The sequence below is a fragment of the Homoserinimonas sp. A520 genome (assembly GCF_054489245.1).
In genome coordinates this window covers 250,809-272,101 of record NZ_JBTMWX010000001.1, presented here as the reverse complement: position 1 = coordinate 272,101, position 21,293 = coordinate 250,809, and the positions used below count along the sequence as shown (strand labels likewise).

Annotated in this window: 28 protein-coding genes; all 28 read left to right on the top strand. The window is 63.3% G+C overall.

The window, feature by feature from the left end; all coding sequences use genetic code 11:
• The first annotated feature begins 155 nt into the window (after window positions 1-155).
• The 28 genes from ACX3PH_RS01425 to rpsQ all read left to right on the top strand — a co-directional run bounded on the left by ACX3PH_RS01425 (window position 156) and on the right by rpsQ (window position 21,270).
• Window positions 156-608, top strand: a complete 453-nt coding sequence (locus tag ACX3PH_RS01425) for a type II secretion system protein (protein ID WP_459088624.1) — start codon at window positions 156-158, stop codon at window positions 606-608.
• Window positions 609-703: 95 nt separating this feature from the next.
• Window positions 704-1,132, top strand: coding sequence for a type IV pilus modification PilV family protein (locus ACX3PH_RS01420; protein WP_459088622.1), 429 nt, complete (start codon window positions 704-706; stop codon window positions 1,130-1,132).
• Window positions 1,129-1,749, top strand: a complete 621-nt coding sequence (locus tag ACX3PH_RS01415) for a PilW family protein (RefSeq protein ID WP_459088620.1) — start codon at window positions 1,129-1,131, stop codon at window positions 1,747-1,749. Before ACX3PH_RS01420 ends, ACX3PH_RS01415 begins: the two co-directional genes overlap by 4 nt.
• A 65-nt stretch (window positions 1,750-1,814) precedes the next feature.
• Window positions 1,815-3,221 carry a hypothetical protein gene (locus ACX3PH_RS01410; RefSeq protein ID WP_459088618.1) on the top strand — a complete coding sequence of 469 codons (1,407 nt, stop codon included), beginning with the start codon at window positions 1,815-1,817 and terminating at the stop codon, window positions 3,219-3,221.
• A complete protein-coding gene (locus ACX3PH_RS01405) occupies window positions 3,221-4,054 on the top strand; it encodes a prepilin peptidase (protein ID WP_459088616.1) in 834 nt (277 codons plus the stop codon). The genes ACX3PH_RS01410 and ACX3PH_RS01405 overlap by 1 nt, the downstream gene beginning before the upstream one ends.
• 39 nt (window positions 4,055-4,093) lie before the next feature.
• Window positions 4,094-5,140: a type IV pilus assembly protein PilM gene (pilM, locus tag ACX3PH_RS01400; RefSeq protein WP_459088614.1), complete on the top strand. Its 1,047-nt coding sequence runs from the start codon at window positions 4,094-4,096 to the stop codon at window positions 5,138-5,140.
• On the top strand, window positions 5,137-5,874 hold the full coding sequence (locus ACX3PH_RS01395; RefSeq protein WP_459088612.1) for a hypothetical protein: 738 nt from the start codon (window positions 5,137-5,139) through the stop codon (window positions 5,872-5,874). The genes pilM and ACX3PH_RS01395 overlap by 4 nt, the downstream gene beginning before the upstream one ends.
• Window positions 5,875-5,876: 2 nt before the next feature.
• A complete protein-coding gene (locus ACX3PH_RS01390; RefSeq protein WP_459088610.1) occupies window positions 5,877-6,533 on the top strand; it encodes a type IV pilus inner membrane component PilO in 657 nt (218 codons plus the stop codon).
• An 84-nt stretch (window positions 6,534-6,617) separates the two neighbouring features.
• The gene (locus tag ACX3PH_RS01385; protein ID WP_459088608.1) at window positions 6,618-7,583 is read left to right on the top strand and encodes a hypothetical protein; all 966 of its coding nucleotides are present in this window, start codon (window positions 6,618-6,620) and stop codon (window positions 7,581-7,583) included.
• A 366-nt stretch (window positions 7,584-7,949) separates the two neighbouring features.
• Window positions 7,950-8,324, top strand: a complete 375-nt coding sequence (rpsL, locus tag ACX3PH_RS01380) for a 30S ribosomal protein S12 (RefSeq protein ID WP_459088606.1) — start codon at window positions 7,950-7,952, stop codon at window positions 8,322-8,324.
• A complete protein-coding gene (gene rpsG / locus ACX3PH_RS01375) occupies window positions 8,324-8,794 on the top strand; it encodes a 30S ribosomal protein S7 (protein ID WP_459088604.1) in 471 nt (156 codons plus the stop codon). Before rpsL ends, rpsG begins: the two co-directional genes overlap by 1 nt.
• 143 nt (window positions 8,795-8,937) lie before the next feature.
• Entirely contained in the window at window positions 8,938-11,052 is a 2,115-nt protein-coding gene (gene fusA / locus ACX3PH_RS01370) for an elongation factor G (protein ID WP_459088602.1), read from the top strand.
• 122 nt (window positions 11,053-11,174) lie between these two features.
• Window positions 11,175-12,368, top strand: coding sequence for an elongation factor Tu (tuf, locus tag ACX3PH_RS01365; protein WP_459088600.1), 1,194 nt, complete (start codon window positions 11,175-11,177; stop codon window positions 12,366-12,368).
• Between the two features lie 110 nt (window positions 12,369-12,478).
• Window positions 12,479-12,913 (top strand): hypothetical protein, encoded by a 435-nt coding sequence (locus ACX3PH_RS01360; RefSeq protein WP_459088598.1) that lies wholly within the window; start codon window positions 12,479-12,481, stop codon window positions 12,911-12,913.
• An 8-nt stretch (window positions 12,914-12,921) separates the two neighbouring features.
• Window positions 12,922-13,893 carry a DNA topoisomerase IB gene (locus ACX3PH_RS01355; protein WP_459088596.1) on the top strand — a complete coding sequence of 324 codons (972 nt, stop codon included), beginning with the start codon at window positions 12,922-12,924 and terminating at the stop codon, window positions 13,891-13,893.
• 72 nt (window positions 13,894-13,965) lie between these two features.
• A complete protein-coding gene (locus ACX3PH_RS01350; protein ID WP_459088594.1) occupies window positions 13,966-14,178 on the top strand; it encodes an antitoxin in 213 nt (70 codons plus the stop codon).
• Window positions 14,179-14,464: 286 nt separating this feature from the next.
• Entirely contained in the window at window positions 14,465-15,415 is a 951-nt protein-coding gene (locus ACX3PH_RS01345) for a hypothetical protein (RefSeq protein ID WP_459088592.1), read from the top strand.
• A gap of 478 nt (window positions 15,416-15,893) precedes the next feature.
• Window positions 15,894-16,202: a 30S ribosomal protein S10 gene (gene rpsJ, locus ACX3PH_RS01340; RefSeq protein WP_147783478.1), complete on the top strand. Its 309-nt coding sequence runs from the start codon at window positions 15,894-15,896 to the stop codon at window positions 16,200-16,202.
• An 8-nt stretch (window positions 16,203-16,210) separates the two neighbouring features.
• Entirely contained in the window at window positions 16,211-16,861 is a 651-nt protein-coding gene (gene rplC, locus ACX3PH_RS01335; RefSeq protein WP_459088589.1) for a 50S ribosomal protein L3, read from the top strand.
• Between the two features lie 4 nt (window positions 16,862-16,865).
• Window positions 16,866-17,519: a 50S ribosomal protein L4 gene (gene rplD / locus ACX3PH_RS01330; protein ID WP_459088587.1), complete on the top strand. Its 654-nt coding sequence runs from the start codon at window positions 16,866-16,868 to the stop codon at window positions 17,517-17,519.
• The gene (rplW, locus tag ACX3PH_RS01325; protein ID WP_459088585.1) at window positions 17,516-17,821 is read left to right on the top strand and encodes a 50S ribosomal protein L23; all 306 of its coding nucleotides are present in this window, start codon (window positions 17,516-17,518) and stop codon (window positions 17,819-17,821) included. Before rplD ends, rplW begins: the two co-directional genes overlap by 4 nt.
• A 16-nt stretch (window positions 17,822-17,837) precedes the next feature.
• Window positions 17,838-18,674: a 50S ribosomal protein L2 gene (gene rplB / locus ACX3PH_RS01320; RefSeq protein WP_459088583.1), complete on the top strand. Its 837-nt coding sequence runs from the start codon at window positions 17,838-17,840 to the stop codon at window positions 18,672-18,674.
• A gap of 15 nt (window positions 18,675-18,689) precedes the next feature.
• Window positions 18,690-18,971, top strand: coding sequence for a 30S ribosomal protein S19 (gene rpsS / locus ACX3PH_RS01315; protein WP_459088581.1), 282 nt, complete (start codon window positions 18,690-18,692; stop codon window positions 18,969-18,971).
• 26 nt (window positions 18,972-18,997) lie between these two features.
• Complete coding sequence (gene rplV, locus ACX3PH_RS01310; RefSeq protein ID WP_459088579.1) at window positions 18,998-19,396, top strand: 50S ribosomal protein L22; 399 nt, start codon at window positions 18,998-19,000, stop codon at window positions 19,394-19,396.
• Window positions 19,396-20,181: a 30S ribosomal protein S3 gene (gene rpsC / locus ACX3PH_RS01305; protein WP_459088577.1), complete on the top strand. Its 786-nt coding sequence runs from the start codon at window positions 19,396-19,398 to the stop codon at window positions 20,179-20,181. Before rplV ends, rpsC begins: the two co-directional genes overlap by 1 nt.
• Before the next feature lie 2 nt (window positions 20,182-20,183).
• Window positions 20,184-20,603: a 50S ribosomal protein L16 gene (gene rplP / locus ACX3PH_RS01300; protein WP_459088575.1), complete on the top strand. Its 420-nt coding sequence runs from the start codon at window positions 20,184-20,186 to the stop codon at window positions 20,601-20,603.
• Window positions 20,603-20,962, top strand: coding sequence for a 50S ribosomal protein L29 (rpmC, locus tag ACX3PH_RS01295; RefSeq protein ID WP_459088573.1), 360 nt, complete (start codon window positions 20,603-20,605; stop codon window positions 20,960-20,962). The genes rplP and rpmC overlap by 1 nt, the downstream gene beginning before the upstream one ends.
• Window positions 20,962-21,270 (top strand): 30S ribosomal protein S17, encoded by a 309-nt coding sequence (rpsQ, locus tag ACX3PH_RS01290; protein ID WP_459088571.1) that lies wholly within the window; start codon window positions 20,962-20,964, stop codon window positions 21,268-21,270. Before rpmC ends, rpsQ begins: the two co-directional genes overlap by 1 nt.
• Window positions 21,271-21,293: the final 23 nt, after the last annotated feature.

The window sequence follows — 21,293 nt, the reverse complement described above, 5'->3', positions numbered from 1 at the left end:
GATTCTCCCGCCCCCACAACTGGGGGTGTGTTGCGCGCGGGGAACCCCCCTTGGGGGCTGCAAATGGAGCAACAGGCAAGGCATAATTGCCGCAGGGGGTCAGTTTCATTGGGGGCCACCTGTCCGAATCTCCTTTACGACAGGAAGAATAAATCATGATCACATCCATCCACGCAGCCATGGCGAAGAAGCGTGAGGACATCGAGAACGATGAACAGGGTTTCACCCTGATCGAGCTCCTCGTCGTCATCCTCATCATCGGCATCCTCGCCGCGATCGCCATTCCGGTGTTCCTCGGCCAGCAGGACCAGGCCAAGGACTCGGCAGCCAAGAGTGACGTTGCAAACGCTAAAGTCGCGCTCATCTCGTATGCAACGGACAACAACGGCAACTATGCAGGCGCCACCCCAGCCACGTTGAAGCCCTTCGGGTTTGTGACGAGCACGGCTGCACCCATTGCGATTACGCCGGCCGTGCTGGATAAGACCGGTGTCTTCTGCCTGGCATCCACCTCCGACACCGGCAAGGTCTTCGGTGTGGACAACAACACGAGCAAGGTCGAAGAAGGCACGTGCTCTGCGGCCGGCGTGTTCACGCCAAAGCCCTAGCAGACTAGGTCGTCAAGTGTGGGGCGTCGCGGCGCGGCGCCCCACATTGCTCTACTCACCCGAAGAACGACGATCTGAGAGGGGGTCTCGGTCGTATGGACAACCAGCGATTCCACACGATCAGCGATACCCCGCGCTCGGATGCCGGTTTCGGCCTGATCGAAATCATCGTCTCCATCTTCCTTCTCGGGCTGCTGTCGATCTCGGCGCTTCCGTTGCTCATTACCGCGATGAAGGCGTCCCAGGTGACCACCACTGTCACCACGGCCATCCAGCTCGTCAGCCAGGACATCGACCGGGTTCGCGCCCTGGCGCTCCCCACCTGCGCACAGGTGCAGGCACTCGGCGGAACCGGAGCAGACGTCGCCGGCCCCGCCGGTGTCACCTATCGCCCGAGCATCACCGTCGAAACCTGCCCGGCAGCCTTCCCCGGAGTGGTGCGGGTCACTGCGAAAGTGACCAACGCCGTCAGCGGCGCTGCACTCGCCTCGGCTGTCACCAACGTGATGGTGGAATCCCCGTGAAGCGCCTGCTCGACTCGAGCGACCGGGGCATGACGCTCATCGAGCTCCTCGTCTACTCGATCCTCTCTCTGCTGGTGCTCAGCATCGTCGGCGGCCTGCTGATCAGCTCGCTGAATGCGCAGGGCGTGGTGACCGACTCATCCGCCTCGACCAATGGCGGCGCGCTCGTCGCAGATTCGGTTGCCACCGGCGTGCGCAGCTCCATCGACCTGCGGGCGGTTCCCGGGGATCCCAGCATCCTCCTGGTGCACCGGCTCGACGACGCCCTCGCCACGCCACCCACCACCCACTGTGAGGCTTGGTACTTCGGCGATGGCGAGGTCAGGACCACCCGCTATGCCGCGAGCAGCGCAGTAGCTCCCGCCACCGATTCCATGGTCCCGGCGTGGATCGAAGGCAAGGCGGGTGCTTTCTCCAACTGGATTCTGCTCGGTACGGATGCCACTCTCACCGCAGACTCCAGTGGCACCCCGGTACCCGTGTTCGTGGCCACCGGAACCACGCAGGTGGAGGTGGCCCTTCAAATGTCCGTCGGTCGGGGTAGTACCGTGCTGGTGGAAACCACGGCGGTCAGCCGCCAGAAAGTCCCGACGGGAGTGACAGAGAGATGTTTCTAGACAAATTGCGGCCACGGCACCCTGGGAACGAAGACGGAAGCACTCTGATCGCTGTCATCGGGGTCATGGCTGTGCTCGCCCTCGTCGCCGTCACCGTCACTGTGAGCGCTACACAATCACTCGGGGTCTCAAGCTCCGCTCGGGCATCCGTGCAGGGCCTCGCCTCAGCAGAAGCAGGCATGGACGTGGGAACGGTCGGCCTCCGTACCCCAGGCGCCTGTGCCGCCGTTGCCGGGGTGTTCACGTCACCGGCCGGCACGACCCCTCGCTACACGGCCACGGTCGAGTACAAGACGGCTGCCGGGTGGAACGCCGGCTGTCCGACCGCCACCGCGACCCAGGTGCGGGTCACCTCCACCGGCTACGCCCAGGCGAAAGGTGCGGCAGGGGTATCGGCCGGCGATGAAGAAGTCGTGCAATCCGTGTTCGCCTATGAACCGGTTTACACCAACGTGCCGATCGTCGGATCCGCCGTCTACGCGCACACCATGACCGGCATCCTGAAGTCATTCAACCTGACCTCGGAGGACAACAGTGTCGCGACCTCGGTGACGATCAAGAACGGTGATGTCACCTGCAGCAACAACGCGGTCATCGGTGGCGACCTCATCATGGGGAACGGCAACGCGGACCTGCAGAAGTGCAAGGTCACCGGCAAGGTGCACATCAACGGCAACCTGCTGGCCGAGAACTCGAGCGACATAGCCAAGGACATCAGTGTCACCGGCAACGCAACCGTGAGGAACAGCGTGCTGGGTGGCGACATGCGCGCCGGTGGCGTCGCGACGTCCATCGGCAACACCCTGACGAAGCCCGGGGCGATCGTGCAGTCCGGGGCAACCGTGGCACCACCCCAGATTCCCGAATGGTCTGACGTCCCCAGCGCCGCAGCCCACTGGAGCGCGCAGGGCTACAACGTCGTGAACTGGACCGGCCCGTGCACCATCGACAAGACCACGACGCAGTGGACCAACCTGTCGAGCTACACCCACAACACCGTTATCAACTTCATGACCAAGTGCGCGACGTCCCCGGTCGTCACCCTCAACAACTTCGACACGATCCCGCTCAACGCTGACCTGGTTTTCCTGGGGCACGAGTTCCGTTTCGACAAGCTGGGTTTCGCATCCTCGATAGAGCGGAAGATAGCCGTGATTGTGCCCGACGATGTGGCCGACCTGGCGCCCACCTGCACGCCACCGACCGGGCTCACCGGAAATATCACGCTGACCAACGAGACCGACTTCTCACCGAAAGTTGCGGCGATGATCTACACGCCGTGCAAGGTCACCAGCGAGCGAGACGGGTTCCAGGGCCAGATGTACGGCGGAGAGGTCGAGTTCAAGCAGCAGGCGAAACTCATCTTCAAGCAGGTGGGAATCCCCGGCATCGACCTCACCGGCGGACTGACGGAGGCGGTCAAGACCGGCATGAAGCTGGGCGATCGCCTCACCTTCCGCGAGAACCCCTGATGGTCGTCGGGGTGTTTGCGGGCGCAGCCGGATGGATGGGCCTGCTCATTGGCTCGTTCCTCAACGTGGTTGTCTGGCGGTTACCGCGGGGAGAGTCGCTGAGCCGGCCACCGAGCGCCTGCCCGAAGTGCGGCCATGAGATTCGATGGCGGGACAACATTCCCGTCGTCTCCTGGCTTGTGCTGGGTGGCAAGTGCCGCGACTGCTCGCAAGCCATCTCGGCGCGGTATCCCCTGGTCGAGCTCGGCGTTGCAGGGTTCTTCGCCGCCGTCGCCTGGTGGGTGATGAGCGGGGGAGCCATCTCGGCCTCGGCGAGCGGGCTTGATGCCGCGACGATGATCACCCTGGTCGCATTCCTGTACCTGGCCGCCATCTCGGTCGCGCTGACGCTGATCGACCTCGATGTGCACAAGCTGCCCAACAAGATCGTGCTGCCTGCCTACGTGGTCGGCGCGACGCTGCTCGCCGCGGCGAGCCTGTTCGTAGCGGACTATGACAGCATGCTGCGTGCGGCAATCGGCTGCGCAGCAATGTTCCTCGCCTACCTGCTGATGGCGCTGGCCTACCCGAACGGAATGGGGTTGGGCGACGTCAAGCTCGCGGGCGTGCTCGGCCTGTTCCTCGCCTGGCTGGGCTGGGGCCCGCTGGCGGTCGGTGCGTTCGCCGCCTTCGTGCTCGGCGGCGTATTCTCGATCATCCTGCTGGTGCTTCGCCGCGCCGACCGCAAGTCCGGCATCCCGTTCGGGCCGTGGATGCTCGCCGGTGCATGGGTGGGAATTTTCTGGGGGGACATTATTTCCTCCGGATATCTGGCATTGTTTGGTCTGGGGTAATCAGCGGATGCTGACAGCACGGGGGAAGAAGGAAAAATCGTGGCCAAGGGGATAGTCGGCATCGATATCGGAAACGATTCGATTCGCGCGGTCGAGGTAATGGATGCGGCAAGCAGCCATCCGACGGTGGCGCGCTTTCATGAAGTTCCGCTCCCAGAGGGCGCAGCCCGAAGCGGCGACGTCATCGAAGTGCACACAGTGGCCGCGGCACTCAAGCGGTTGTGGCTCGATGGCGGGTTCAAGAGTAAGGATGTCGTGCTCGGCATGGGCAACCAGCGGGTGCTCGCTCGAGATCTGACCGTTCCGAAGGTTCCGATGAAGCAGTTGCGGGAATCCCTGCCGTTCCAGGTGCAGGATATGCTGCCGGTGCCTGTGGCTGAAGCGATTCTCGACTTCTACCCGATCGCCGAGGGAACCAGTGAGGGTGGCCCGGTGGTACACGGTCTGCTCGTCGCCGCCGTGAAAGAGGCAGTACTGGCGAACGTGACAGCAGCCCAGCTGGCGGGTTTGAACCCGGTCGAGGTCGACCTCATTCCGTTCGCCCTCACTCGTGCCCACATGCGAGGGCAGGCCACCGCAGGCACCGTGGCGTTGATTGATGTCGGTGCGACCACGACAAATGTCATCATTGCCACCAATGGTGTGCCCCAGTTCGTGCGCATTATTCCGGCCGGCGGTGACGAGATCACCAAGGCGCTGATGTCACGACTGGACATGACGAATGCGACTGCCGAGAAAGCCAAGCGAGTGCTCGGCATCATCACGACCGGGGTTGCGCCGGAGCATCGGCCGGCCGTCGAGGTCATCCATGAGGTCACCGGCCAGCTTCTCAACGGGCTGCGCAACACACTCAACTACTATGTCAACGCTCGCCAAGACGAGACCATCGGGCGAATCGTCCTGACCGGAGGCGGCTCGAAGCTGCCCGGATTCGAGTCTGCCCTAGGCGAACTGACCAGGGTGCCGGTCAGTTCGGATGACGCCTTTGGCGGGGTCAAGATGATGCGCTCCACAGAGAAGAACGAATCGGTCAGCCGCGGTGCGATGACCATTGCGCTCGGCCTCGCGTTGGGAAGCAAAGCATGAGCACTCGGAGCAACACCGCAGGGATCATCGTTGGCGGCGAGCCGCGAATCGACTTTCTGCCGCCAGAGATCAAGGCCGCGAAGCAGGCCCGCAAGTCACGGCGGGTGCTGCTCGCCCTCGTGGTGCTCGTCATGGTGCTCTGTGCCGGGGGATACGTCTTCGCGACCACCCTTGCCCTGCAGAGCCAGGAACGCCTCGCCGCAGAGCAGTCGAGGACCCAGGAACTGCTGCAGGAGCAGCTGAAGTATTCGGACGCACGGGCAGCAGCGAACCAGCTCGCGGTTGTCGAGGATGCACGCCTGGTTGGGTCTGCAGCCGAAGTGCTCTGGCGCGAATACCTGGCGGCCGTCCAGGGCACGGTGCCCGCCGGCGTCTCCATCACCACCTTCACCGTCGACTCAGTGTCGGCCTTCGAGGTGCCGCCAGAACTCACCGTTCCGCTGCAGACGAAACGAGTGGCCAGCCTGTCGCTCAGCGCAGCCAGCCCCGGCCTCGCCGAGATCGACCAGTGGATGGTGGCTCTTCGCGGGCTGCGCGGATATGCCGACTCCACGGTCACCTCGATCACGTTGCAGGAAGGCGTCTACATGGCCAACGTCGTGCTCAACGTCAACGCGGATGCGTTCGAGAGGCGGTTCTTCGAAGAAGTGCCGGAAGAGACCACCCCAGCAGAGGGCGAAGATGACGCTGCCCCCAGTGCTGATGGCGAACCCGCCACAGAAGAGGAGGAGTGACCATGTCAACAAGCAGATTGTGGAGCTTGGGGGCAATAGTGCTCATTGCTGCTTTGCTGGTCGGATCCTGGCTGTTCGGCATCTCGCCGAAGCTCACCGAGGCGAGCGCGGCGAACACCGACAGGGAGGCCGTCGAAGTGCAGAACGCGGTGCATGAGGCCACCCTCGTCGCGCTCGAGGAGCAGTTCGAAGACATGGACCAGCTCGAGGAGCAGTTGGCGGCACTCCAGGTGGCAGTGCCCAACGCTGCGGCGTTGCCCGACCTCATCAGCCAGCTCAACGCGAAGGCCATCGCGCACGGCGTCATCATTACCTCGATCACCGTCACCGATCCCATTGCCTATGTTCCCTCAGAGGAAGCGCCGACTGATCCGGAACTCACCGCCGCGGCGAACAGCGTCACCAGTGACAACTTTCTCGGGATCTCTGTGAACATGACGGTCACGGGCACGTATGCGCAGGCCATGAACTTCGTTGCCGATGTTCAGGCAGGTGAACGCCTATTCCTGGTCCACGACCTGAGCCTTACCGAAGGCATCATGTCCGCTGACTCGCCAGTCATTCTCAACACAACAGGTCAGGTGTTCGTCTTGCTGGAGCCCAGCCAGATTCCGGCACCGCCCGCAACCGAGACGGAAGCACCCGCAGCAGCCGGATAGCTGACGAAATGTCCCTCGTTCGAGTGGCATTGCTACAGTGGTCCCACTGCACCGATGGCCGTTTCGGCCCGTGAGGAGTTTTCTGTGAGCGACCCAACCCGACCTAGAGACAACGACGAGGTGGCAAACGGTACCGCGAGCCCCGCAGCTGAAGAAGCAACTGCCGAACGCGAGGCATCGGCATCCGGTGAAGAGGAAACCCCGGTTTTCGATAGTGTCGCCACCGAGCATCCGGAAGTTCAGGATGCCGCGCCAGACCTGGTCGAGCCTGCCCCGGCCGCCGAGCCCGCCGTTGGTGCAACGCCTGAGGTCGACGAGAAGCCGGTTCCCCTGGTCGAGCCGGCCACTCCGCAGCCGACCCCCGTTGTGCGCGAGACGGCCGCCCCCGAGCAGGAGGCGCCGCTCGAGACCACGGAGGCCGCGGGATATGACGAGCACATCGACGAGCCGCGCACTGTCGAGGCTCAGCCGGTAGTCGCGGCGTCGCGACCCCAGACGATTTACGTGGCTGCGCCGGTTGCCCCGAAGGCCAAGGGCAACCGCGGGTTCGGTCTGCTCTTCGCATTCCTGGGGACATTAGTGTTCGCGGTCCTGTTGGCGGCGGTGATCGCGCTGATCATGCTGCTCGTCCGGCCGCAGAACGCCTTCGGAGGGTCCATTCTCGGGTTTATCAGCAGCAGTGCCTTCTGGGTTCCGGTCGCGGTGTTCTTCGTGATGTTCGTGATGTTCGCGCTAGTGGTGAATCGCGGCAGCTGGGTGGCCTGGGTACTCTCGAGCTTCCTTCTCGCTGTGGCCGTCTACTTCCTATCGATCGGGATTATTCTCCTGCTCGAAGGACTCTTCGGCATGACGCCCACAGAAGCCAACCAGGCCTTCAGCCAGCTGGCCCTGAGCGCGCCCCTCATCGTCGCCGCCATCCTGGCCCGTGAAGTCACCATCTGGTTTGGTGCCCCCATCGCCTCCCGCGGCCGCAAGGTCAAGGAGCGCAACCTCGAAGCCCGTGCCGCATACGAGCGTGAACTCGACAACCAGCCCCTCGGTTTCTCCTAGCCTCCAGGCTGGTCGAGCCCTTAAGCGGGGTCGAGCTTGCCGAGACGCCATTTGACCGCCGCCACCCCAGCGGATAGTATTTTCCGGTGTGCGCTTTGTTGTGCGATCACGCCGTGCCCAAAACACGGAGGATCGCCTGTAATCGGCACCAACCGGAATTGGGTCTGAACTCCTGGCCGAAGGGCTGAGTATTCGAACTGCGATATCTGACGATTCGCGGGGGCCCCCACGGCATACCCACCTCACCAAAATCAGAGTCCTTCTGTGCTGTTGGTGGGTCCACAGGCACTCGGTCCGGACATCCGGATCGAGAGTCAAATGCAGCAGTAACTGTCACCGTGCAGTCAATTCAAGGAGTTACAAGTAGTGCCAACTATTCAGCAGTTGGTCCGCAAGGGTCGCACTCCCAAGGTGGTCAACACCAAGGCGCCAGCCCTTAAGGCCAACCCCCAGCAGCGCGGTGTTTGCACCCGCGTCTACACGACCACCCCGAAGAAGCCGAACTCGGCTCTCCGCAAGGTCGCCCGTGTCAAGCTCTCCAACGGCACCGAGGTCACCGCCTACATCCCCGGTGAAGGCCACAACCTGCAGGAGCACTCGATGGTGCTGGTTCGCGGCGGTCGTGTGAAAGACCTCCCCGGTGTCCGCTACAAGATCGTCCGCGGCGCTCTCGACACCCAGGCTGTCAAGAACCGCAAGCAGGCTCGCAGCCGTTACGGCGCGAAGATGGAGAAGAAGTAATGCCTCGCAAGGGACCAGCACCCAAGCGCCCCGTGGTCAGCGACCCTGTATACGGCGCCCCCATCGTCAGCCAGCTCGTCAACAAGATCCTGCTCGACGGCAAGAAGGCGCTCGCTGAGCGCATCGTCTACGACGCACTCGAGGCCGTTGCGGCCAAGAATGGTCAGGATGCCGTCGTCACCTTGAAGAAGGCACTCGACAACGTCCGCCCCACCCTCGAGGTCCGCTCCCGCCGTGTCGGTGGATCGACCTACCAGGTGCCGGTCGAGGTCAAGCCGCACCGCGCGAACACCCTCGCGCTGCGCTGGCTCACCACCTACGCCAAGGGTCGCCGCGAGAAGACGATGACCGAGCGTCTCACCAACGAGATCCTCGACGCGTCTAACGGCCTGGGCGCCGCAGTCAAGCGCCGCGAAGACACCCACAAGATGGCTGACGCCAACAAGGCCTTCGCGCACTACCGCTGGTAACCCGTTCTAGCTGGTCGAGCTTGTCGAGACCGTCCTACGCAGGCACGCTCCCCGAGCATCCGCTTGTCGCAGGGCCGGATCTCGACAAGCTCGATCAGCGGGGTTCACAATCATTCACTCACCAAAAACTTCGGAGGAACCACGTGGCACAGGAAGTGCTCACCGACCTGAACAAGGTCCGCAACATCGGCATCATGGCTCACATCGATGCCGGCAAGACGACGACCACTGAGCGCATCCTGTTCTACACGGGCGTCAACCACAAGATCGGTGAGACCCACGACGGCGCCTCGACGACGGACTGGATGGAGCAGGAGCAGGAGCGTGGCATCACCATCACGTCCGCTGCCGTGACCTGTTTCTGGAACAAGAACCAGATCAACATCATCGACACCCCGGGCCACGTCGACTTCACCGTCGAGGTGGAGCGTTCGCTCCGCGTGCTCGACGGTGCGGTTGCCGTGTTCGACGGCAAGGAGGGCGTTGAGCCCCAGTCCGAGACCGTCTGGCGCCAGGCCGACAAGTACAACGTGCCCCGCATCTGTTTCGTCAACAAGATGGACAAGATGGGTGCCGACTTCTACTTCACCGTCGACACCATCATCAAGCGCCTCGGTGCGAAGCCGCTGGTTCTTCAGCTGCCCATCGGCGAGGAGTCCGGCTTCGAGGGTGTCGTCGACCTGGTCGAGATGCGTGCACTCACCTGGCGCGGTGACTCCAAGGGTGACGTCGAGATGGGCGCCAAGTACGCCATCGAGGAGATCCCGGAAGACCTCAAGGAGAAGGCTGCGGAGTACCGCACCGCCCTGCTCGAGGTTGTCGCCGAAACCGATGACGCCCTGATGGAGCGCTACTTCGGTGGCGAAGAGCTCACCGTGGCCGAGATCAAGGCAGCCATCCGCAAGCTCACCGTCAACAGCGAGATCTACCCGGTGCTGTGCGGTTCGGCGTTCAAGAACCGCGGCGTCCAGCCGATGCTGGATGCTGTCATCGACTACCTGCCGAACCCGCTCGACGTCGGTGCCATCGACGCCCGCGACCCGCGCGACGAAGACAAGGTCATCGAGCGCCACCCCGACGCCAAGGAGCCGTTCGCGGCTCTCGCGTTCAAGGTTGCCGTCCACCCGTTCTTCGGCCGGCTCACCTACATCCGCGTCTACTCCGGACACCTTGACAGTGGTGGCCAGGTCGTGAACTCGACCAAGGGGAAGAAGGAGCGCATCGGCAAGATCTTCCAGATGTACGCCAACAAGGAGAACCCTGTTGACAGCGTCACCGCTGGGCACATCTACGCCGTCATCGGGCTCAAGGACACCACGACCGGCGACACCCTGTGCGACCCCAACAGCCAGGTCGTCCTCGAGTCGATGACCTTCCCCGAGCCGGTCATCGAGGTGGCCATCGAGCCGAAGACCAAGGCCGACCAGGAAAAGCTGGGAACAGCCATCCAGAAGCTGGCCGAGGAAGACCCGACGTTCCGCACCGAGCAGAACCAGGACACCGGCCAGACGGTTATCAAGGGAATGGGTGAGCTTCACCTCGACATCCTGGTCGACCGGATGAAGCGCGAGTTCAACGTCGAAGCCAACGTGGGCAAGCCCCAGGTGGCCTACCGCGAGACGATTCGCCGCATCGTGGACAAGCACGACTACACCCACAAGAAGCAGACCGGTGGATCCGGCCAGTTCGCCAAGGTGCAGATCTCGCTCGAGCCGCTGGATGTTGAAGGCGACAAGATCTACGAGTTCGAGAACAAGGTCACCGGTGGCCGCGTTCCGCGCGAGTACATCGGTTCTGTCGACCAGGGGTTCCAGTCCGCCATGGCAGTCGGCGTCCTTGCCGGCTACCCCCTGGTCGGCGTCAAGGGAATCCTTCTCGATGGTGCAGCCCACGACGTCGACTCCTCGGAGATGGCGTTCAAGCTGGCCGGTTCGATGGCGTTCAAGGAAGCGGCCCGCAAGGCCAACCCCGTGCTGCTCGAGCCGCTCATGGCCGTCGAGGTCCGCACCCCTGAGGAATACATGGGTGACGTCATCGGTGACCTGAACTCCCGTCGTGGTCAGATCCAGTCCATGGAAGACGCGACCGGCGTGAAGGTCATCCGGGCCAACGTTCCGCTGTCCGAGATGTTCGGCTACGTGGGCGACCTGAGGTCGAAGACCTCCGGCCGTGCCGTGTACTCGATGTCGTTCGACAGCTACTCCGAAGTCCCGAAGGCTGTCGCCGACGAGATCATCCAGAAGAACAAGGGCGAATAGTACCGGGGTAATCCCCATGTACTAGCGTCCCCGCTGTATCCCGTAACATAAATACACACTCCAACCCAAGGGCATCCGGTTACCATCGGATGCACTAAACGATCGTCCTGAGGAGGACCACTGTGGCTAAGGCCAAGTTCGAGCGGTCGAAGCCGCACGTAAACATCGGAACCATCGGTCACGTCGACCACGGAAAGACCACGCTGACGGCCGCCATCTCGAAGGTGCTTGCAGACAAGTACCCCTCGGCGACCAACGTCAAGCGCGACTTCGCCACGATCGACTCCGCACCGGAAGAGCGCCAGCGCGGCATCACGATCAACATCTCGCACGTCGAGTACGAGACCCCGAAGCGTCACTACGCTCACGTCGACGCCCCTGGTCACGCCGACTACATCAAGAACATGATCACCGGTGCTGCTCAGATGGATGGCGCAATCCTCGTGGTTGCCGCTACCGACGGCCCGATGGCGCAGACCCGCGAGCACGTTCTGCTGGCCCGCCAGGTTGGTGTTCCGTACCTGCTGGTGGCGCTGAACAAGTCCGACATGGTTGAGGACGAAGAGATCCTGGAGCTCGTCGAGCTCGAGGTTCGCGAACTGCTCTCCAGCCAGGAGTTCGACGGCGACAACGCCCCCGTTGTTCGCGTGTCAGGCCTTAAGGCACTTGAAGGCGAAGAGAAGTGGGTCAACTCGGTTCTGGAGCTCATGGAAGCCGTTGACAACAACGTTCCTGACCCGATTCGCGACAAGGACAAGCCGTTCCTGATGCCGATCGAGGACGTCTTCACGATCACCGGTCGTGGAACAGTCGTCACCGGCCGCGCCGAGCGTGGAACCCTCCCGATCAACTCCGAGGTCGAGATCGTCGGCATCCGCCCGACGCAGAAGACCATCGTCACGGGTATTGAGATGTTCCACAAGCAGCTCGACGAGGCGTGGGCCGGCGAGAACTGTGGTCTGCTCCTTCGTGGCACCAAGCGCGAAGACGTCGAGCGCGGCCAGGTTGTCGTCAAGCCGGGTTCGGTTACCCCTCACACCAACTTTGAGGGCACCGCCTACATCCTGTCCAAGGATGAGGGTGGGCGCCACAACCCGTTCTACGCGAACTACCGCCCGCAGTTCTACTTCCGCACCACGGACGTCACCGGCGTCATCACGTTGCCTGAGGGCACCGAGATGGTCATGCCCGGCGACACCACCGAAATGACCGTTGAGCTGATCCAGCCCATCGCCATGGAAGAAGGCCTCGGCTTCGCAATCCGTGAAGGTGGCCGCACCGTCGGCGCCGGCAAGGTAGTCAAGGTTCTCAAGTAACAACTTCTGCACGAAGGGGTCGGGCCGAAAGGCTCGGCCCCTTCGTCGTTAAGGCGTCACTCAGAGCGCCCCGCCGACTATCCTGTGCAGCAGAACAACAAAGGAGCAAGATGACCGGTCGAGCCATCGCCGAAACCGTTGTGGCGCTCCTTGTCGCCCTGGTGCTCACCATCGTCGGAATCGCCCTCCTCGACCTCGTCGACGGTGCGGATGCCACGACCGCCTTCTTCGATACGTCTCCCCGTCTCGTGTTCGGCGTGCTCTGGCCGGTGCTGGCGCTCTGGACCCTGCTGGTACTGATCGGCAATCTGCGCAACCGGCTCCGAGCATCCGGAATAAAGTTCCTGACCGGCGTTGTGAGCACCATCGTCGCCTGCGTTCTCACTGCGGTGGGCTGGCTGGTGTTCTCACTGGTCGGGGGCGGCTGGGGGTTGTTCCTGTTCGCCATCACCCTGGTGCCGACGGTGTTCTTCTTCGTTGCCGCCGTCATCTCGCTGCTGGTCACCCACCTGGGCTTCTTCCGCTCCAGTCCCACGCGAGCCTGAACGCGCCGATGCCGAGGCTCCGCCGAACCGACCTCTCCACTGCTGGAGTGCGCCGGGTCAGGTCCGGGCGGGGCTTCAGCTATCGCGACCAGAACGGGAACACGGTGACGGATGAGGCGCTGCGCGAGCGGATCGCGCACCTGGCGATCCCCCCGGCCTGGACGGATGTCTGGATCTGCCCGTACCCGAACGGCCACATCCAGGCCACCGGTGTGGACGCGGCTGGGCGTCGTCAGTACCTCTATCACCCGACTTGGCGGGAGCAGAAGGACCGGCTGAAGTTCGACCGCTCCCTGTCGCTTGCCGAGTCCCTGCCGGTCGCGCGGAGGCAGGTGACGATGGACCTGCGGGGCCCGGAACCGACGAAGACCCGCGCGCTGGCTGCGGCATTCCGGATGCTCGACACCGCCAACCTGCGGGTCGGTTCCGAGCAATACGCCGAGGCCAACGGCAGCTTCGGGCTGTGCACGCTCCGAGGCTCACACGCGACAGTCTCCGGCGATGACGTGGTGCTCGAGTTCCCATCGAAGAGCGGGCAGGAGTGGTCGTCCGTCGTCAGCGACCCGGACCTGGCGTCAGTGGTTCGGGGGCTCAAGCGTCGGGGCGGGCGTGCCCGCCTGCTGGCGTTCCGCGACGACGGTGGCAACTGGCATCCGCTGACCCCCGCCGACATCAACGACTACGTGCGGGAGCGCACCGGCGGTGACTTCACGTCGAAGGACTTCCGCACGCTCGCGGGCACAGCGGCGGCCGCTGTGAGTCTGGCCAGGCACGACCCGGAGCGCACCAAGACCGGGCGAACGCGCGCTGTCGCCGAGGCGATGCGGGATGCGGCAGAGGTACTCGGCAACACCCCGGCGATCGCCCGCAAGAGCTACGTCGATCCGCGCATCGTCGACCTCTACAACGCGGGTACCACGATCGACCCGGCCCGCACGGCTTCCGTCGAGTCGGAGTTGCGCAACCTGTTATTCACCTGAACATCTGCAGTGGGCGACCGGTAGGCGACGTATCGTGATCGGCAACGCAGTTCGCGAGCAAAGGAGTTCACCATGGCCGGATTCGACGACGTGACCAAGAAGGCGCAGGAGTTCCTGGCTGACGACCGGGTGAAGGATGCGCTGAACAGCGAGCAGGCTGAAGACGTGAGCGACAAGCTACTCGACGGCGCCAAGGATGCGGTCAACAAGGTCACCGGCGACAAGTTCGAGCAGCAGGTGGATGACGCCCGGGACAACGCCGACAAGCGCGTAGGCAACAACTAGCCCGCCCCACCGCCCTCCGCCGACGGCGCGCCCGCCCCGCCGTCCCGTCCCGCCGTCCCGTCCCGCCGCCGCATCCCGTCCCGCCCCCTCGCGCGCACGCCGCCCGGGCCACCGCCGACGATTGTGCCCGTTCCGGAGAGATGCACCCGTTCCGCCGGGCACTTCTCTCCGGAACGGGCACATTCGGGAAGTCGCTTTCCTCCCTCACAGGTGCGTCCCGCCCGGAAAAGTCCGCCGAAACGGCAACCGATGAACCGGCGGAATGGATGCTTGGCACATTCGTGTCATGAACAATGCCTTTCAGAAGCCCAATGGACTCATCCTCGTAGGCGATCTCGCTCGCGCAGGGGAGGACGATCGACCGCTCCGCGTGGCGTATCGGCATAAGGAGCTGTCGAGGATCCGCAGGGGCGCGTATGTACCCACAGACCTCACAGGCGACGCGACTCGTGACGAGCGGTACAGCCTGAGAATCGCTGCGGTGGTCGGCACACGGCGCAGCCCGGTTGTGGTCTCGCACTATTCAGCTGCCCGGCTCTGGCAGCTGCCGATCGTGAACAGGTGGCCCCACGAAGTTCATGTCACAGTCGAGCCCCAATCGGGTCGGCGATCCAAGAACGGTGTCATTGTGCACCGCGGCGGACTCAGTTCGGGTGAGATTGTCATCGGCGATGCTGCACTGACGACCAGCTTGGTCCGCACTCTGACGGATTTGGCCAGGGTGGCCCGATTTCGCGATGCGGTGGCTGCGATTGATCACGCTCTCCACAAGGGATTGGTCACGAAGGATGATCTGTTGTCAGCGATGGCACATCAAGATCTGGTCTCGGGGCAGCGTCGTGCCTTTCGCGCCATCGAGTTCGCGTCTCCGTTGGCGAAGCTTCCAGGGGAGTCTTTCAGCCGGGTACTGATTCACGAACTCGGTTTTCCTGCACCCGAACTCCAGCATGAGTTTCCCCGCAGTATTGGCGGTCGGCATTTCGCAGATTTCTGGTGGGAAGGCATCCGTCTCCTCGGCGAGTTCGATGGCAAAGACAAGTATCTGAAGCCCGAGTACACGCAGGGTCGAACAGCAACGGAAGTTTTCTGGGCGGAGAAACAGCGTGAAAATGAACTCGGCGAGCACGACGTGCAACTCCGGCGATGGGTGTGGCGTGATCTCGAGCTCGTTCAACCGTTCATCGACCGACTGGAGTCTGCAGGATTGCGTCGCGTCAGCATCCGTTCGCAGCATTAGTGTCCGTTCCGGAGAGATGTGCCCGGCGGAACGGGTGCATCTCTCCGGAACGGGCACTTTCAGGGGGATCCGCTCGTTGAGAGGCCCGACGGCGGGCGAGATGTGTGTGCGCTGGGCGCGACACGCCGAAGCGCGACACGCCCGGGTTGCAGCACGTCAAACTCTGTGACAGACTCTTCTAGTTCAACATTTCCACCGGGTGAAAATTCTCCCGGCCGGGATCACTGCCAGGCAGTGCATAGGTTCGATGCTCACAAGCATTGCCTAGGCCGCGGGTAGCAGAACAAAGCTTAACCAACCACCTCAGATTCACGCGGTTACGCGTGCGTCCAGCGAGGGCTCCGGCTCCCGCGCGGTGGCGGGTACGGCGTCGGATGAACATCCGGCGATTGACATCAAAACAGTGGTGCGACAGCAGAAGTGTTTCGCAGCGTGCATTCCAACGGATGCATTCGGTACTAAAGAGAGAGAGTCAGACATGGCGGGACAAAAGATCCGCATCCGACTTAAGTCGTATGACCACGAGGTCATCGACAGCTCGGCGCGCAAGATCGTAGACACGGTCACCCGTGCGGGCGCGACCGTGGTTGGTCCGGTGCCCCTTCCGACTGAGAAGAACGTGATCGTCGTGATCCGCTCTCCTCACAAGTACAAGGACAGCCGCGAGCACTTCGAGAAGCGCACCCATAAGCGTCTGATCGACATCATCGACCCGACGCCGAAGGCTGTCGACTCGCTGATGCGTCTCGACCTGCCGGCAGACGTCAACATCGAGATCAAGCTGTAAGGAATCCCATGTCTACAACTACGACCAGTAAAGGTCTGCTGGGCACCAAGCTCGGCATGACCCAGGTCTGGGATGCAAACAACAAGCTCATCCCGGTTACCGTCATCCAGATCACCCCGAACGTTGTCACCCAGGTGCGCACGCCCGAGGTTGACGGCTACAGCGCGATCCAGATCGCCTACGGCCAGATCGACCCGCGCAAGGCGAACAAGCCGGCTACTGGACACTTCGACAAGGCCGGCGTCACGCCGCGCCGCCACCTCACCGAGGTTCGCACCACGGATGCCGGCGAGTACACGCTCGGCCAGGAGCTCGCCGTCGACGTGTTCGAGGCAGGCAAGAAGGTCGACGTCGTCGGCACCAGCAAGGGCAAGGGCTTCGCCGGCGTCATGAAGCGCCACAACTTCCACGGAGTCGGCGCATCCCACGGTGCCCACCGCAACCACCGCAAGCCGGGTTCCATCGGCGCATCCTCGACCCCCAGCCGCGTCTTCAGGGGTATGAAGATGGCCGGCCGTATGGGTGGCGACCGTGTCACCGTGCAGGGCCTCCAGGTTCACTCGGTCGACCTGGAGAAGGGCCTGCTGCTCGTCAAGGGCGCAGTTCCCGGAGCTCGCGGCCGCATCGTTTTCGTTCGCAACGCAGTGAAGGGGGCCTAGTTCCATGGCTACCGCAATTGACGTCATCGACGCGAAGGGCAAGAAGGTCGGCTCGGTCGACCTTCCCGCAGAGACCTTCGACGTGCAGACCAACGTCCCACTCATTCACCAGGTCGTCGTCGCGCAGCGCGCGGCGGCTCGCCAGGGCACGCACAGCACCAAGGGCCGGGGCGAAGTCTCCGGTGCTGGTCGCAAGCCGTTCAAGCAGAAGGGGACCGGTCGCGCTCGTCAGGGTTCGATCCGCGCTCCCCAGATGACCGGTGGTGGCATCGTCCACGGGCCGACGCCGCGTGACTACGCGCAGCGCACCCCCAAGAAGATGATCGCCGCAGCACTTCGCGGTGCACTCTCCGACCGCGCACGCGGCGGACGCATCCACGTCGTCGACTCGCTCTCCGTTGGAGACGTTCCCTCGACCAAGGCCATCGTGTCGCTGCTCGAGGGCATCGCCACGAGCAAGCACGTACTGATCGTCCTGGAGCGCAGCGACGAACTCAGCTACAAGAGCGTCCGGAACATCCCGACCGTTCACGTGCTTCCCTACGACCAGCTCAACGCCTACGACGTGCTCGTGAGCGATGACATCGTCTTCACCAAGGGTGCTTTCGACGCGTTTGTCGCGCGCAAGGCCGACAAGAAGGAAGAGGTCAGCGCATGACCGCCGCCACCAGCTACAAGGACCCGCGCGACGTCATCCTGTCGCCGGTCGTCTCTGAGAAGAGCTACGGGTTGATCGACCAGGGCAAGTACACCTTCGAGGTGGACCCCCGCGCGAACAAGACCGAGATCAAGCTCGCCATCGAGAAGATCTTCAACGTCAAGGTCGCGTCCATCAACACGTTGAACAAGGTCGGCAAGACCCGCCGCACCAAGTTCGGCATCGGCCGCCGCAAAGACACCAAGCGTGCGATCGTCACGCTCAAGTCCGGTTCCATCGACATCTTCACGGCTGTCGGCTAGGGAGCAGAGGAAACTAATGGCTATTCGTAAGTACAAGCCCACGACTCCAGGTCGTCGCGGTTCTTCGGTTGCAGACTTTGCCGAGATCACGCGTTCGACCCCGGAGAAGTCGCTGTTGCGCCCGCTGCCGAAAACCGGTGGCCGCAACAACGCCGGCCGCATCACCACCCGTCACATCGGTGGTGGGCACAAGCGCCAGTACCGCGTCATCGACTTCCGTCGCAACGACAAGGACGGCGTCAACGCCAAGGTTGCTCACATCGAGTACGACCCGAACCGCACGGCTCGGATCGCACTGCTCCACTATGTCGACGGCACCAAGCGGTACATCATCGCGCCGGAGAAGCTGAAGCAGGGCGACGTCGTCGAGTCGGGCGCATCGGCCGACATCAAGCCGGGCAACAACCTTCCGCTGAAGAACATCCCGGTCGGTACCGTCATCCACGCGATCGAGCTGAAGCCGGGCGGGGGCGCGAAGATTGCGCGCTCTGCCGGGTCATCCGTTCGCCTGGTCGCCAAGGAGGGCGTCTACGCGCAGCTGCGCATGCCGTCCGGCGAGATCCGCAACGTGGATGCTCGTTGCCGCGCGACGATCGGCGAGGTCGGCAATGCCGAGCAGTCGAACATCAACTGGGGCAAGGCCGGCCGCATGCGCTGGAAGGGCGTCCGCCCGACAGTGCGTGGTGTCGTCATGAACCCGGTCGACCACCCGCACGGTGGTGGTGAGGGCAAGACCTCCGGTGGACGTCACCCGGTCACCCCCTGGGGCAAAAAAGAAGGCCGCACCCGTCACCAGAACAAAGAGAGCGACCAGCTCATCGTTCGCCGCCGCAACGCCGGCAAGAAGCGCTAGTAGGAGAGTCAGAAGATGCCACGCAGTCTTAAGAAGGGCCCCTTCGTTGATGACCACCTGTTTCGCAAGGTGGCCAAGGCGAACGAAGCCAACAACAAAAACGTGATCAAGACCTGGTCGCGCCGCTCGATGATCGTCCCGGCATTCCTGGGCCACACCATCGCGGTGCACGACGGTCGCAAGCACATCCCGGTGTTCATCACCGAAACCATGGTTGGGCACAAGCTCGGAGAGTTTGCTCCCACCCGCACCTTCCGTGGACACGTGAAGGACGACAAGAAGGGTCGCCGCCGCTAACCGCGGTGGCGCAAGGAGGTAGAGAAATGGTGGAGTCGATCGCACGCGTGCGACACATCCGCGTGACCCCCATGAAGGCTCGTCGCGTTGTCAACATGATCCGCGGCAAGCAGGCTCAGGAGGCCCTGGCCATCCTGAAGTTCGCCCCGCAGGGTGCGAGCGAGCCGGTGTACAAGCTGGTCGCATCAGCCATCGCCAATGCGCGAGTCAAGGCGGATGCCGCTAACACCTTCCTGGATGAGCAGGACCTGTTCGTCTCATCCGCATACGTCGACGAGGGTACGACCCTGAAGCGGTTCCAGCCGCGTGCTCAGGGCCGTGCGTTCCAGATCCTCAAGCGCACCAGCCACATCACCGTGGTCCTGGCCACGCCTGATGAGACCGACGCCCCCCAGAAGACGACTGCGAAGGCAGGAAAGAAGTAATGGGCCAGAAAGTAAATCCCTACGGTTTCCGTCTGGGAATCACCACCGACCACGCGTCGCGCTGGTTCTCCGACAGCACCAAGGTCGGTCAGCGTTACAGCGACTACGTGGCAGAGGATGTCCGTATCCGCGAGATGCTGAAGACATCCCTTGACCGCGCCGGCGTGGCGCGTATCGAGATCGAGCGCACCCGCGACCGCGTCCGTGTCGACATTCACACCGCCCGTCCGGGCATCGTGATCGGTCGTCGTGGAGCCGAGGCTGAGCGCATCCGCACCGACCTGGAGAAGCTGACCTCCAAGCAGATCCAGCTGAACATCCTCGAGGTGAAGAACCCCGAGGCTGAGGCTCAGCTGGTCGCGCAGGGGATCGCCGAGCAGCTTTCCGCTCGTGTGGCGTTCCGCCGCGCAATGCGCAAGGGTCTGCAGGGCGCCCAGCGTGCCGGCGCCAAGGGCGTTCGCATCCAGGTCTCCGGTCGCCTCGGCGGCGCGGAGATGAGCCGTTCCGAGTTCTACCGTGAGGGTCGGGTTCCGCTGCACACGCTGCGCGCCAACATCGACTACGGCTTCTACGAGGCCCGCACGACGTTCGGACGCATCGGTGTCAAGGTCTGGATCTACAAGGGCGACATCACCAACAAGGAACTTGCTCGCGAGCAGGCAAACGCCAAGTCTTCGCGCCCTGAGCGTCGCGGTGGCGACGACCGTCCCCGCCGGGGTGCCGGTGCAGGTGCCGCGCCGAAGGCCGAAGCCGCTCCAGTAGCAGCAGTAGGAGCAGAGGGCTAGTCATGTTGATTCCACGTAAGGTCAAGCACCGCAAGCAGCACCACCCGAGCCGTACCGGTCACGCGACCGGTGGCACGAAGGTGTCGTTCGGTGAGTATGGCATCCAGGCCATCACCCCCGCCTATGTGACGAACCGGCAGATCGAGGCAGCTCGTATCGCCATGACCCGTCACATCAAGCGTGGTGGAAAGGTGTGGATCAACATCTACCCGGACCGCCCGCTGACCAAGAAGCCTGCCGAAACCCGCATGGGTTCCGGTAAGGGTTCGCCCGAGTGGTGGATCGCCAACGTCAAGCCGGGTCGCGTGCTCTTCGAGCTCGCCGGCGTTGACGAGACGGTCGCCCGCGAGGCACTCACCCGTGCCATCCACAAGCTTCCATTGAAGGCGCGCATCATCAAGCGCGAGGAGGGCGACGCATAATGGCGATCGGATCCAAGGAGCTCGCACCAGACGAACTCGACACTTTTGAAGACGATCGACTCGTCGACGAACTGAAGAAGGCCAAAGAGGAACTCTTCAACCTGCGCTTCCAGTCGGCCACCGGCCAGCTGGAGAGCCACGGACGCCTGCGCGCTGTCAAGCGCGACATCGCCCGCATCTACACGGTCATCCGTGAGCGCGAGCTGGGCATCCGGGCGACGCCCGCGCCGATTGAAGCCACTCCGAAGGCCACCAAGAAGACCAAGGCCAAGGCGTCCGACGCTCCAGCGTCGGAGGTCGAGCCTGCCGAGACCGCGGCGAGCAACGATTCCGCGACAAAGACCGAGGAGGCCAAGTAATGGCTAAGACCGATACTGCGAAGACCGCAGCACCAGTCGCCGACGAAGCCAAGCTCGTCCGCGGCTACCGCAAGACCGAGCGTGGTTACGTCGTCAGCGACAAGATGGACAAGACTATCGTCGTCGAGGTCGAGGACCGCGTGAAGCACCCGCTGTACGGCAAGGTCATCCGCCGCACCGAGAAGCGCAAGGTGCACGACGAGACCAACTCGGCCGGCATCGGCGACCTGGTTGTCATCAGTGAGACCCGCCCGCTGAGTGCATCAAAGCGTTGGCGCCTCGTCGAAATTCTCGAGAAGGCCAAGTAAGCCCCCGGGCTTGCTCTGAAAGG